11 protein-coding genes are annotated in these 12,623 nt (G+C 71.6%); 3 read left to right on the top strand and 8 right to left on the bottom strand.

Annotated elements, in window-relative coordinates:
* Window positions 1-45 precede the first annotated feature (45 nt).
* Entirely contained in the window at window positions 46-504 is a 459-nt protein-coding gene (locus QRX60_RS21945) for a carboxymuconolactone decarboxylase family protein (RefSeq protein ID WP_286002638.1), read from the top strand.
* The gene (locus QRX60_RS21940) at window positions 501-1,901 is read left to right on the top strand and encodes an MFS transporter (protein WP_286002637.1); all 1,401 of its coding nucleotides are present in this window, start codon (window positions 501-503) and stop codon (window positions 1,899-1,901) included. Before QRX60_RS21945 ends, QRX60_RS21940 begins: the two co-directional genes overlap by 4 nt.
* Before the next feature lie 89 nt (window positions 1,902-1,990).
* Here the strand turns inward: QRX60_RS21940 and QRX60_RS21935 are convergent, their stop codons facing one another.
* Window positions 1,991-3,451, bottom strand: a complete 1,461-nt coding sequence (locus tag QRX60_RS21935; RefSeq protein WP_286002636.1) for an MFS transporter — start codon at window positions 3,449-3,451, stop codon at window positions 1,991-1,993.
* Window positions 3,452-3,537: 86 nt separating this feature from the next.
* Between QRX60_RS21935 and QRX60_RS21930 the strand changes: the two genes are divergently transcribed.
* Window positions 3,538-3,912, top strand: coding sequence for a MarR family winged helix-turn-helix transcriptional regulator (locus QRX60_RS21930; protein ID WP_286002635.1), 375 nt, complete (start codon window positions 3,538-3,540; stop codon window positions 3,910-3,912).
* A gap of 4 nt (window positions 3,913-3,916) precedes the next feature.
* Here QRX60_RS21930 and QRX60_RS21925 read toward each other — a convergent pair whose 3' ends face one another.
* The 7 genes from QRX60_RS21925 to QRX60_RS21895 form a co-directional block, all read right to left on the bottom strand.
* Window positions 3,917-5,278, bottom strand: a complete 1,362-nt coding sequence (locus QRX60_RS21925; protein ID WP_286002634.1) for a S1C family serine protease — start codon at window positions 5,276-5,278, stop codon at window positions 3,917-3,919.
* Window positions 5,279-5,412: 134 nt separating this feature from the next.
* Window positions 5,413-5,931: a cyclodeaminase/cyclohydrolase family protein gene (locus QRX60_RS21920; RefSeq protein ID WP_286002633.1), complete on the bottom strand. Its 519-nt coding sequence runs from the start codon at window positions 5,929-5,931 to the stop codon at window positions 5,413-5,415.
* Between the two features lie 104 nt (window positions 5,932-6,035).
* The gene (locus tag QRX60_RS21915) at window positions 6,036-8,471 is read right to left on the bottom strand and encodes a GcvT family protein (protein ID WP_286002632.1); all 2,436 of its coding nucleotides are present in this window, start codon (window positions 8,469-8,471) and stop codon (window positions 6,036-6,038) included.
* Window positions 8,472-8,481: 10 nt separating this feature from the next.
* Window positions 8,482-9,324, bottom strand: a complete 843-nt coding sequence (gene purU, locus QRX60_RS21910) for a formyltetrahydrofolate deformylase (protein ID WP_286002631.1) — start codon at window positions 9,322-9,324, stop codon at window positions 8,482-8,484.
* Window positions 9,321-9,797, bottom strand: a complete 477-nt coding sequence (locus tag QRX60_RS21905) for a sarcosine oxidase subunit gamma (protein ID WP_286002630.1) — start codon at window positions 9,795-9,797, stop codon at window positions 9,321-9,323. The genes purU and QRX60_RS21905 overlap by 4 nt, the downstream gene beginning before the upstream one ends.
* Window positions 9,787-12,345, bottom strand: coding sequence for a 2Fe-2S iron-sulfur cluster-binding protein (locus QRX60_RS21900; RefSeq protein ID WP_286002629.1), 2,559 nt, complete (start codon window positions 12,343-12,345; stop codon window positions 9,787-9,789). Before QRX60_RS21900 ends, QRX60_RS21905 begins: the two co-directional genes overlap by 11 nt.
* Window positions 12,342-12,620 carry a sarcosine oxidase subunit delta gene (locus QRX60_RS21895; RefSeq protein WP_286002628.1) on the bottom strand — a complete coding sequence of 93 codons (279 nt, stop codon included), beginning with the start codon at window positions 12,618-12,620 and terminating at the stop codon, window positions 12,342-12,344. The genes QRX60_RS21900 and QRX60_RS21895 overlap by 4 nt, the downstream gene beginning before the upstream one ends.
* Window positions 12,621-12,623: the final 3 nt, after the last annotated feature.

The raw sequence follows: 12,623 nt of genomic DNA, 5'->3' as shown, positions 1-12,623 counted from the left end.
AAGTGCCCCCTACCCGGCGGTCAACCGCGCCCTAGGTTTCTGGTCATGACGAACTCCCGCATCACCTTCGCCCAGTCCGCCCCCAAGGCCTTCAAGGCCCTGATCGGCTTCGACGCCGCCGCCCGCGCCGGGCTCGACCCCGCGCTCGTCGAGCTGGTCCAGATCCGCGCGTCGCAGCTCAACCGCTGCGCCTACTGCCTGCACATGCACACCTCGGACGCCCGCAAGGCCGGCGAGAGCGAGGAGCGGCTGCACATGGTCGCGGTGTGGCACGAAGCCGGTCACTTCTTCAGTGAGAAGGAGCAGGCGGCGCTGGCCCTGACCGAAGCGGTCACGCTGATCGCCGGGGGCGTCCCCGACGACGTCTACGCCCGGGCCGCCGGCCAGTTCGGCGAGGAAGAGCTGGCGCAGCTCCTCGCGCTGATCTTCACGATCAACACGTGGAACCGCATCGCCGTCACCACGGCGAAGGTGCCCGGCACGGACGAGCGGGTGGCCCGGTGATCCGCCGTCCGGGCGCGGTGCTGGCGCTGCTGGCGTTCGCGCAGCTGATCATCTCCCTCGACTACAACATCGTGTACGTGGCACTGCCGGACATCGGCCGCGAACTCGGCTTCTCCGCCCAGAGCCTGCAGTGGGTGGTGAGCGCGTACGCCGTGGCGTTCGGCGGGTTCCTCCTGCTGGGCGGCCGGGCGTGCGACCTGTTCGGCCCGCGCCGGGTGTTCGCCGTCGGGTGCGTGCTCTACGCCGGGTCGTCGCTGGCGGGCGGGCTGGCCGCCGGCCCCGGCCTGCTCGTCGGCGCCCGGGCCGGGCAGGGCCTGGGCGGGGCGCTGCTCTTCCCCGCGACGCTGACCCTGGTCGGCACGGTGTTCGCGGCCGGCCGTGACCGCAACCGCGCGTTCGCGGTCTGGGGCACCGCGGGCGGCAGCGGGATGATCCTCGGCTCCCTGCTCGGCGGCGTGCTGACGCAGGCGTTCGGCTGGGCGGCGGTGTTCTTCGTGAACGTCCCGCTGGCCGCGGCGGCCGTGGTGCTCGCCTTCGCGCTCCTGCCCGTCGCCCCGGCGCGGGCACCCGGCCGCCGGTTCGACCTCGCCGGCGCGCTGACGGCGACCCTCGGGACGACGTCGGCGGTGTTCGCCCTGGTCGAGGGCCCGGAGCTGGGCTGGACTTCGGGGGTGGTCCTGGGTGCGGCCGGGGCGGGTGCCGCGTTGCTGGCCGCGTTCGCCGTGATCGAGCGCCGGGGCCGCGACCCGCTACTGCCCCCGCGGCTGCTGCGGGAGCGCAACCTCGGCACCGGCGTGGTCGTGGCGTTCCTCTACATGGGCACGTTCGGGACGCTGCTGTACTTCCTGACCGGGTACTTCCAGGGCGTGCAGGGCTACGGCGCGCTGGCGACCGGGCTGGCGTTCGGCGTGCCGATGGTCGCGATCGCGGCGGGTTCGCAGGCGGCCGGCCGCTTGGCCACCCGCTACGGCACGCGTCCGACGCTGGTGGTTTCCCTGGGCATCGGCGGCGCGGGCGCGGTGCTGCTGGGGCTGTCGATGACTTCGTCGGCGTCCTACGTGGCGCTGGTCCCGGCGCTGGTGGTGCTGGGGCTGGGCCAGGGAGCGGGGTACACGCTGATGTTCGGCGCGGCGGCGGCCGGGATTCCGCAGTCCGCGCAGGGAATCGCGTCCGGGGTGGCGTCGACGGCCCAGCAGGTCGGCGGGACGGTGGGCCTGGCGGTGTTCGTCGCGGTGGCCAACGCGGGCACCGCGGGGCTCACCGGCGAGGCGTTGCGAGCGGCCACAGTGGACGGTCTCCGCACGGCGGTCCTGCTGGCGGCCGCCGGAATCGCGCTGACGGCCTTGGCCGCCCTCCGCTTCAGCGGCTCCCGGCCGGTCACGAAGGTCCCGGCCTGAGCGCCCCAAGGTGGCCTTGGTTGCGTTCAACGCACCCAAGGCGGCCTTCGGTGCGTTGAACGCACCGAAGGCCACCTTGGGGCGCTGGGTCAGTCGGCGAGGGCCAGCAGGTCCGCCGGCTCCGCGACCGGTTCTTCGACCGGCTGCTTGCGGGCCACCAGGCCGCTGATCGCGATCAGCAGGCCCAGGACCGCGATGCCGGTGACCACGCTCAGCGCCGGCGTCAGGCCGGTGAGCAGCGCCGCCGGGGAGGCCTCGCGGCCGCCGTTCGCGGTCAGGACCGCCGTCACCACCGCGAGCCCGATCGCGCCGCCCACCTGCAGCGACGTGTTCAGCAGGCCGCCCGCCAGCCCCTGCTCGCTGTCCGGAATCCCGGCCGTGGCCTGGATGTTGAGCGAGGAGAACGCCAGCGTGAAGCCGATGCCGAGCAGGATCATGCTCGGCAGGACGCTGCCCGCGTAGCCCGAGTGCTCGTCGATCCGCAGGAACAACGCGTAGCCGATGACGTGCGCGACGACGCCCGCGAAGATCGTGCGCGGCGTGCCGACCCGGTCGATCAGCGGCTCGATGCGCGGGGAGCCGAACGCCACGATCAGCGCCGCTGGCAGGAAGCCGAGCGCGGTCTGCAGCGCCGACCAGCCGAGCACCCGCTGCAAGTACAGCATCACGACGAACTGGAACCCGATGTACGCGCCGAAGAACAGCGCACCGCCGAGGTTCGCCCTCGCCAGCGGTCCCGAGCGAAGGATCCCCAGGCGCAGCAACGGGTGGCTGCTGCGCTTCTCGATGACCACGAACGTCACCAGCAACGCGAGCGCGACGGCGAAGGTGATCAGCGTGCGCGGCGCGGCCCAGCCGATCTCGGGCGCCTCGACGACGCCGAACACCAGCAGCAGCGAACCGGCGGCGCCGGTGATGGCGCCCGGGAAGTCGTAGCCGCGGCCCTCTTCCCGGGCGTAGGCCGGAATCAGCTTCCCCGCCGCCACCAGGGCGACCAGCGCGATCGGCGCGGGCAGCAGGAACGTCCAGCGCCAGCCGACCTCGGTCAGCAGGCCGGAGAACACGAGCCCGGCGGAGTACCCGCTGGCGCCGAACACGGCGAAGATGCTGATCGCCTTGTTGCGGGCCGGGCCCTCCTGGAACGTCGTGGTGATGATGGACAGCGCGGCCGGCGCGGTGAACGCGGCGGCCAGCCCCTTGATGAAGCGGCTCGCGATGAGCAGCGCGCCGTCGTCGACGAGCCCGCCGAGCAGCGAGGCCAGCGCGAACACGGCGACGGCCACGAGGAACACACGGCGGCGGCCGAGCAGGTCGGCGGTGCGCCCGCCGAGCAGCAGCAGCCCGCCGTAGCCCAGGACGTAGCCGCTGACGACCCATTGCAGCGCGTTGGTGGACAGGCCGAGGTCGGCCTGGATGGCGGGGAGCGCGACCCCGACCATCGACACGTCGAGCGCGTCGAGGCCGATGACGATCGAAACGGTGAGCAGGACACCCCAGAGACGTGCGTCCCACCGGGTCGAGGTGGTGGACAAGGACACGGAAGAGCTCATGCCGGCGACACTACATGCACACGCATCTAATGTCGATGCATTTAATGTGTTTGCATCTGATGTCCGCGCATGCTAATTTGGTCGCCGTGAGCGACGTCGCTGAACAGGGTCTGGTCCAGGAGTGGCACGAGTTGCTGGCCCGCTACTCGGCCGTGTTCACCACGCTCGAGTGCCGCCTGCAGGAGCGCCACGGGATCGGCGCGAACGAGTTCGAGGCCCTGGAACGGCTCGCGACCTGCGACTTCAAGTGCCGCTCGGCCGACCTCACCGGAGCCATCCACCTCAGCCAGAGCGCCACTTCGCGGCTGGTCGCCCGCCTCGAGAGGGAAGGCCTGGTCGAGCGCGCGCTGTGCGAGGTGGACCGGCGCGGCATCTTCGTCACCCTCACCGACGCCGGCCGGGAGCGGTACCTCGCGGCGAAGCGGACGCACCGCGAGGTGCTCAACGAGACGCTGCGCTGACGCGTCAGCCCACGGGCCCCTCGGCCGCCGTCACCTGAACCTGCTGCTGCCCGCCGGAAGCGTCCGACACGGTCAGCGTCAGCTTGTCGCCCGGGTGGTGGGTGTCCATCACGCTCGTCAGGGTCGTCGCCGAGTCGATCGCCTTGCCGTCGATGGCGGTGATCACGTCCCCGGCCGCGAGGCCCGCCTGCTGCGCCGGGCCGCGGGAGACGACCTCGCGGACCCGGGCGCCCTGGCCCGGCGCGTCCGACACCGAGACGCCGATGAACGCCGTCTTGCCGATGTGGATCTTGTCCGACGCGGTGCCCGCGACGATCCGGTGCGCGATGTCGATGGCCTGGTTGATCGGGATGGCGAAGCCCTGGCCACCGGCGCCGCTGCGGCGGCCGTTGAGCTGGTACCCGGTGGACGCGGCGGTGTCGACGCCGACGACCTGCGCGTTCGCGTTGACGAGCGGGCCACCGGAGTCGCCGGACTCGATGTTCGCGCGGACCTGGATGAGCCCGGTGAGCTGCTCGGACGACCCGCTGGACTCGTCGGAGGCGGTGATCGACTGGTCCAGCGCGGTCACCGTGCCGGGCGCCGGCACGGGGTCGCCGCCGCGGCCGCCGGCGTTGCCGAGGCCGAGGATCTGGTCGCCGACCTTGACCGTCGAGGAGTCGCCGATGCTCGCGGTGGGCAGGCCGGACGCGTCCTCGAGCTGGATGACCGCGATGTCCTCGCTGCGGTCGTACCCCACGACGTGGGCCTGGTACGTGTCCCCGGTGCCGATGCTGGTGACCTTGATGCTGGTCGCGCCGGCGACGACGTGGTTGTTCGTGAGCACCTCGCCGTCCGCGGTGAGCACGATGCCGGTGCCGGCGGCGGCCGCGCCCTGCAGGCCGAGCTCGGTGTTGACGTTGACGATGGCCGGGTTGACCTTCGCGGCCACGGCGTCGGCGTCGAGCGTGGTGTTGGACGCGCTGGGCTGCCCGGAGAACCCGAAGTTCTGGTTGCCGCTCGCGGAGGGGCTGTTCGAGGCGGAGATGAGGTGGCCGATGCCGAGCCCGGCGACCACGGCGAGGGCGACCGCGACGACGGTCAGGGCCCGCAGCGGACGCCGGCGCGGCGGTGCCGGAACGGGCGGCGGGTAGCCGTACCCGTCGGGGCCGTGGAAGCCCTGGGGCTGGGTGTACTGGGGCGGGTACGGGCGGCCCCACTGGTCGCGGGCCTGGCCGTACTGGTGGTTGTACGGCTGCTGCCCGTAGTACTGCTGCTGGTCGTAGGGCTGCTGGTCGTAGTAGCCCTGACCCTGCGGGTACTCGCCCTGGCCGTAGCCGTACGGGTACTCGCCGCCGCCCCGCGGTCCTCGGTCGTACTCGCTCATGCACAGCTCCAGCCCTCGACAAGCCTCCGGCCGTTCCAGGAAACCCCGCGTTCCTGAGAATTACCTGGCGCGGTTCCATGGAGATGCTGTGGATGTACCCGAGACGACCGGCCGGCATGCCGCCGTGATCGACGTTACGCCGGGACCACCACCTCCCTGGCCGCGGCCGTCAAGCGGTCCGCGTGCTCGCACACCGCGGCCACTTCGGGCCCGGCGACGGCGCCGGAGTGGATCTCGATGCTCACCCCGGCCGTCGTCGCGGCGGCCCTGGCCGTCTCCGCCACCGCCGTCAGGTCCGTGGCCACCAGCGGGTCCGGTGGCACCCGGTCCGCCAGGTCCAGCACCGCCGCCGCGGCCCTGATCACCTCCGCCGCCGGTTCGCACGCGCGGCGGCGGGCTTCGGCCACCGCGGAGTCCCGCGCTTCACCGGGCGGCAGCCGGCGCGCCCGGCCGAGGATGGCCGCCGCGTGTGCCTCCTTCTCCGCCAGCCGCAACGCGTGCATGCTCAGCGCCCCGGCTTCGCGCCCGTCGGGCGACGCCTTGCCGACCAGCGCCGCGGCCTGGGCGACGTGCAGTGCCGCCGTCGCGCCGCCGCCCGGAGAGGCGTCGGACGCGAGGGTCTTGAGGAAGTCGCTCAGGATCTGGTCACGCATGCTGTGCCTTTCGTTGCCGATCCGACGGCAGCCACGGCGGAAACCGGCGCCTCGAGCTGATCGGTCACGGAACGTCTCCGCCTGCTTTCGGCCGGATGGGCAACTCAGCGCCGGATTCGTTCCATGCCGGGGTCGACCAGCGGCTCGGCGGCCACGGTGGCCGCGACCCGGCGGCCGAAGTACTCGATTTCGACGCTGCTGCCGACGTCCGCCGACGCCGGGAGCCAGGCGTAGGCGATCGGCCGGCCGATCGTGTAGCCGTACGCCGCGCTCGTGACGTAGCCCGCGGCGGCCCCGTCGACGAACACCGGTTCCTTGCCCAGCACGACCGTGCGGCCGTCGTCGATCGTGAGGCACCGCAGCCGCCGGGACGCGGTGTCCTCACTGCGTCCCTCGATCGCCGCCCGCCCGAGGAAGTCGCCCTTGGCCGGACGCACCGCGAACCCCACGCCGGCTTCGTACGGGTCGTGCTCGGTCGTCATGTCGGTGCCCCACAGCCGGTAGCCCTTCTCCAGCCGCAGGCTGGTGAACGCCGCGCGCCCGGCCGCGATGACGCCGAGGGGCTGCCCGGCCGTCCACAGCGCGTCCCACAGCCGCAGGCCGTTGTCCGCGCTCGTGTAGATCTCCCAGCCGAGTTCGCCCACGTAGGACAGCCGCATCGCGACCACCGGCACCCCGGCGATCCGCGCCTTGCGGGCCCGGAAGTACTTCAAGCCCGGGTGCGAGAAGTCGTCCCGGCTCAGCGGCTGCACGAGGTCCCGCGCGAGCGGGCCCCAGGCGCCGATGCAGCACGTCCCGCCGGTGATGTCCCGGACCCGCACGCCGGCCGGCGCGTGCTTCACGAAGTGGTCGACGTCGATGTTCCCGTTGATGCCGACCTGGAACTCTTCCTGGCCGAGCCGGGCGACCGTGACGTCACTCCGGACACCACCGGCGGAATCGAGCATCAGCGTGTAGGTCACCGAGCCGACGGACTTGGCCAGCTGGTTCGTGGTCAGCGACTGCAGGAACTCCAGCGCGCCCGGGCCGCTGATCTCCACGCGCTTCAACGGCGTCATGTCGTAGAGAGCGACCCCGTTGCGCGTGTGCCACGCTTCGGCCGCCGCGATCGGCGAGTGGAACTGCGCCGACCACGCGTCCCGCGCCGGCGGCAGCGCGTCGTGCGGCAGCTTCTTCAGCAGCGGCGCGTTGGCCTCGAACCAGTGCGGCCGCTCCCAGCCGCCCGCCTCCAGGAACACCGCGCCCAGCTCGCGCTGCCGGACGTGGAACGGCGTCACGCGCAGGTCCCGCGGGGAAAGCTTGGGCTGCAACGGGTGCAGGATGTCGTAGACCTCGACGAAGTTCTGCTGCGCCGTCTCGTGCACGTAGGACGGCGCGAGCTGGACCTCTTCGAAGCGGTGGACGTCGATGTCGTGCACGTCGACTTGCGCATGCCCGTCGACGAGCAGCTCCGCGACGGCCTTGGCGATGCCCGCGGAGTGCGTCACCCAGATCGCCTCCGCCAGCCAGAACCCGCGGACGTCGGCCGACTCGCCTACCAGCGACTGGCCGTCGGGGGTGAACGAGAAGATGCCGTTGAAGCCCTCCTCGACCTTGGTCTGCCGCAGCGCGGGCAGCAGCAGCTTGCTCTCTTCCCACGACGGCGCGAAGTCGTCCTCGGTGAAGGGCAGCATCGACGGCATGGCGGTCTCGGTCACCGACGGGTCCAAAGTGGACTCGTCGACCGGCATCGGCCGGTGCGCGTAGGAGCCGATGCCGATCCGGTCGACGTGCTCGCGGAAGTAGAGGTCCTGGTCCTGGTGCCGCAGGATCGGCAGGCTCGCTTCGACCGCTTCGGTGTTGCGCCCGACCAGCTCGTCGACCCGCCCGGTTTTGACGTACTGGTGCGCGAGCGGCAGCAGCGGGACGTCCATGCCCACCATCGCCCCGATCTCGCGGCCCCAGAACCCGGCACAGGACACGACGATGTCGGCCGGGAAGTCGCCCTGGTCGGTCCGGACGCCGGTGACGCGCCCGCCTTCCTGCAGGACGTCGGTGACCTTGGTGGCCCCGACGAAGCGAGCGCCTCGCGCGGTGGCCCGGTCGGCGAGCACCGCCACGGCCTTCGCGGCCCGCGCCAGTCCGTCGGTCGGCGTGTGCAGCGCCCCGAAGACCTGCGAACCGTCGAGCAGCGGCCAGCGGCGGACGCATTCGTCGGCGTCGATGAGCGAGCCGGGCACACCCCACGACGTCGCCCAGCCGTGCTTGCGCTTCAGGTCTTCCCAGCGCGCCGGGGTCGTCGCGACCTCCATGCCGCCGACCTGCAGGAAACAGTCCAGCTCCAGGAACTTCGAGACCGTGTACTTCGCGAACTCCGTCATGCTCTTGGACGCGTTCGTCTGGAACACCAGACCGGGCGCGTGCGACGTCGACCCGCCGGTGCGCGGCAGCGGGCCCTGGTCGAGCACGGTGACGTCGGCCCAGCCGCGGGCGGTCAGCTCGTCGGCCAGGTTCGCGCCGACGATGCCGGCGCCGATGATCACGACTTTCGGTGCGGTCATGGCGGAACTCCTATCGGAAGACGACAGTGCTGTTGCCGTTGAGCAGGACGCGGCGTTCGCAGTGCCAGCGGACCGCGCGGGACAGGGCGAGGGCTTCGGCGTCGCGGCCGACGGTCACCAGCTCACGCGGCGAGTAGGTGTGGTCGACGCGCTGGACCTCCTGCTCGATGATCGGGCCCTCGTCGAGGTCGGGCGTGACGTAGTGCGCGGTCGCGCCCACGTACTTGACGCCGCGGTCGTAGGCCTGGTGGTAGGGCTTGGCGCCCTTGAACCCGGGCAGGAACGAGTGGTGGATGTTGATCGCGCGGCCTTCGAGCTTCTGGCACAGCTCGTTGGACAGCACCTGCATGTACCGCGCGAGCACGACGAGATCGGCCTGGTACTCCCCGACCAGGTCGAGCAGCCGCTGCTCGGCCTCCGGCTTGGTCTCCGGCGTGACCGGGACGTACTCGAACGGCACGCCGGCCGCCTCCGCCATCGGCCGCAGGTCCTCGTGGTTCGACACGACCACGGCGATGTCCGCGCCGAGGCCGCCCGCGCGCCAGCGGAAGAGCAGGTCGTTGAGGCAGTGCCCGAACTTCGAGACCATCACCAGCAGGCGGTCCGGGGTGCCGTCGGCGAACCCGAACTCCATCCCGAAGTCGCCCGCCACCGGCGCGAAGTCGCGGCGCAGATCGTCCGCTGTGGTCGGTTCGGGGGCGGTGAACGACGTGCGGAGGAACAGCGAGCCGCGGACGTCGTCGTCGAACTGCTGGTGCTCGACGATGTCGCAGCCCTGCCCGACGAGGAACGTCGTGACGGCGTGCACGATGCCCGAGCGTTCGGGGCACTTCAGGGTCAGGGTGAAGGTCATCGGGCGTACTCCGGACTCGCGTCGGCCAGCCAGGCCGTGAAGTAGTTCGAGAACGACTGGCGGACGAGGATCGTGAAGCCCTCTTCCCGGACCATGAGCACGATCCCGGTGCGCGCGAACAGCGTCTGCACGCACGTGCCGGGCGGCGACACCGACGGGTCGAGGTCGATCGAGCACCCGTGGGCCAGGACGTCCCGCGCGTGCTCCCCGGTGAGCCGCACGGCGTTGCGCTGCGCCGAGACATCGACCACCGCCAACGCGCCCTCGTCACGCAGCCTGGTTTCCAGCTCGACCTGGCGGCCGGGTTCGGCGAGCACGAGGTACTCGTCCGGACCCATCCACAGGATGTCCACACCGTGGCCGCTGGTGAACGTGCACGGCCCCGGCAGGTCGACGCCGAGCAGGGCGTGCCCGTCGCGGAGGCGCACGGTGAGCTGGCTGCGGAACGGTTCTTCGACCGCGTCAACCGTCACGGCGGGCTCCTTCCTTGTCGAAGAGCACGGACTCGGTCACGGTCACCGGCACCACCTGGTCGCCGACGGGGACGTACAGCGTTTCCCCGATGCGCTCGCGTCCGGAGCGCACCAGGGCCAGCGCGAACGTCCGGCCGAGCGCGGCGCTGTCGTAGCTGGAGGTGACGTGGCCGAGCATCCGCACCGGCGGTTCGGGCACGACGTCGGACTCGATGATCTGCCCGCCTTCGGGCAGCAGCACCGAGGGGTCGACCGGCAGCAGTCCGACCAGGTGCTTGCGGTCGGGCCGGGTGTTCTCGGCGCGGGCGAAGGAGCGTTTGCCGAGGAAGTCGGCCTTCTTCTTCGACACCACCCAGGACATCCCGAGGTCCTGCGGGGTCACCGTGCCGTCGGTGTCCTGGCCGATGATCGGGTAGCCCTTCTCGGCGCGCAGGACGTGCATGGTTTCGGTGCCGTACGGCGTGGCACCGGCGTCCACTATGGACTCCCACAGCGCGATCCCGTGCCACGAGGGGACGTTGATCTCGTAGGCCAGTTCGCCGGAGAAGCTGATCCGGCAGACCCGCGCCTGGAGGCCAGCGACCTCGGCGTCCTGCCAGGTCATGAACCCGAAGGCTTCGTTGGACACGTCGAGGTCCGGCGCCAAGTGGCTGAGCACTTCGCGCGAACGCGGCCCGACCAGCGGGATCGTGGCCCAGTGCTCGGTGACCGACGTCGCGAAGACGCTCAGGTGCGGCCACTCCGTCTGCAGCCACTCCTCCATCCACTCGAGGACCATCGCCGCGTTGCCGGTCGTGGTGGTGACCAGGAACCGGTCTTCGGCGACGCGGATGACCGTGCCGTCGTCGATCACCATGCCGTCGACGCCGCACATGACGCCATAGCGGATCCGGCCGACTTTCAGGGTGCTCATCATGTTCGTGTAGAGCATGTCGAGGAACCAGCCGGCGTCCGGGCCCTGGACGTCGATCTTGCCGAGCGTGGATCCGTCCATCACGGCGACGTCGTTCCGGGCCGCGCGGCACTCCCGCCGGACGGCGTCGTGCATCGACTCGCCGGGTCGCGGGTAGTACCACGGCCGCTTCCACTGGCCGACGTTCTCGAACTCGGCGCCGTGCTCGATGTGCCACGGGTGGATCGTGGTGACGCGCACGGGATCGTGCAGGTCGCCGCGGTTCCGTCCGGCCAGCGCGGCGAACGAAACCGGCGTGTACGGCGGCCGGAACGTCGTCGGGCGCTGCGTCGACAGGTCGACACCGAGCGCCTCCGCAGTGATGCCCGCGGCGAGCAGGCCGGACGTCTTGCCCTGGTCGTGGGCGGTACCGATGGTCGTGTAGCGCTTGATGTGCTCCAGCGAGCGCAGTCCGGCGCCGGTGGCGCGCAGGACGTCGGACACGGTCGCGTCGCGCTGCTGGTCGACGAACCGGGTGTCCACTTCGGACCCCGGTGTGGGCACCTGCCAAAGGATCTTCGCTTCCGGCAGGCCTCCGCCCGCGGCGGCCCCGACGACGCTCACCGTCGGCAGGTCGCCATCCGGGACGTACGCGCCCAGTTCCGGCGCGTACCGGAGCTTGCCGCGGGCCTGGCTGAACAGGTGCACCGCCGGGTTCCAGCCGCCGGACACGAGCAGCAGGTCGCACGGCACCCGCTCCCCCTGCGTCTCGCCCAGTTTTGCCACGTGGGCGGCGGTGACGTGCGTGTCGCCGTCGGTGCCGATGACGCCGTGGCCCTCCCGGGCGTCGACGATCCGCACGATCTCGGCCCCGGCCTCGGCCAGTTCGGAGGCGGCGTCGTACGCGCTGTCGTTGGTGGTGAACACGACGACCCGCTGCCCGGCCAGGACTCCGTAGCGGTTCAGGTAGGTGCGGGCGGCGCCGGCGAGCATGATGCCGGGACGGTCGTTGTCCGGGAACACGATCGGCCGCTCGTGCGCGCCGGTCGCGAGGACGATCCGCTTCGCCCGGATCCGCCAGACCCGTTGCCGCGAGATCTTTTCGGGGGCCGCGGGCTCGCCCCGGCGTTCCAGGGCCAGCACGAATCCGTCGTCGTAGATCCCGAACGCCGTCGTGCGCGAGAGGAACCGGACTCCCTCGGGAGCTTCGCCGTCGGGCTGGTCGTCGACCAGCAGCACCCGGCCTTCGGCTTCGGCCGCCGCGGCGAGGCCGGCGGGTCCGGCGCCGACGACCAGGACGTCGCAGTGGACGTGCTTGGCGTCGTACCGGGCCGGGTCCGGCCCGGTGGCCAGGCGACCTCGCCCGGGGAGGCCGCGCGCTTCGAGACCGTCGTACAGCTCGACGGTGGTCGCGCTCAGCATCGGCTCCGGGAACGGCGCCTCGATCTGCACCAGCGCGTTCGAGTCTTCGACGCCGGCCGCGACGATGCCGCGCGGCCGTCCGTACTTGATGCTGGTCGTGACCTGGTGGATGCCGTTGGCGAGCAACGCCGACGCGAGGGTGTCGCCGCGGAAGCCGGTCAGCTCGCGGCCGTCGAAGGTGAACTTGAGCGGGGCGCCGCGGTCGACGCGGCCGCGGTCGGGCAGTCGGGTCACGGGATCACCGGCTTCGGCTCGTCGAGGCGGTAGACCGCCAGGAGGTCGTGGGTGCGGGTGTCGCGGACGGCGTTGAACCACCGGCGGCACCCCGCGGAGTGGCTCCAGCGCTCGGCGAACGGCCCGCTCGGGTTGGCGCGGAAGAAGACGAACTTCGCCCACTCCTCGTCCGACAACGCCGACGGATCCGACGGGTAGGCGACGTGGGCTTGGCCGCCGTAGTGGAACTCGGCCTCTTCGCGCGGCCCGCACCACGGGCAGGGAATGAGTTGCACGGA

This window comes from Amycolatopsis mongoliensis (assembly GCF_030285665.1).
Classification (GTDB): Bacteria; Actinomycetota; Actinomycetes; order Mycobacteriales; family Pseudonocardiaceae; genus Amycolatopsis; species Amycolatopsis mongoliensis.
This window is presented reverse-complemented; position numbering and strand designations above follow the sequence as displayed.

Coding starts and splice junctions, on each gene's coding strand:
- QRX60_RS21945 (WP_286002638.1), top strand. CDS start 46: ATGACGAACTCCCGCATCACCTTCGCCCAGTCCGCCCCCAAGGCCTTC.
- QRX60_RS21935 (WP_286002636.1), bottom strand. CDS start 3,451: ATGAGCTCTTCCGTGTCCTTGTCCACCACCTCGACCCGGTGGGACGCA.
- QRX60_RS21925 (WP_286002634.1), bottom strand. CDS start 5,278: ATGAGCGAGTACGACCGAGGACCGCGGGGCGGCGGCGAGTACCCGTAC.
- QRX60_RS21920 (WP_286002633.1), bottom strand. CDS start 5,931: ATGCGTGACCAGATCCTGAGCGACTTCCTCAAGACCCTCGCGTCCGAC.
- QRX60_RS21915 (WP_286002632.1), bottom strand. CDS start 8,471: ATGACCGCACCGAAAGTCGTGATCATCGGCGCCGGCATCGTCGGCGCG.
- purU (WP_286002631.1), bottom strand. CDS start 9,324: ATGACCTTCACCCTGACCCTGAAGTGCCCCGAACGCTCGGGCATCGTG.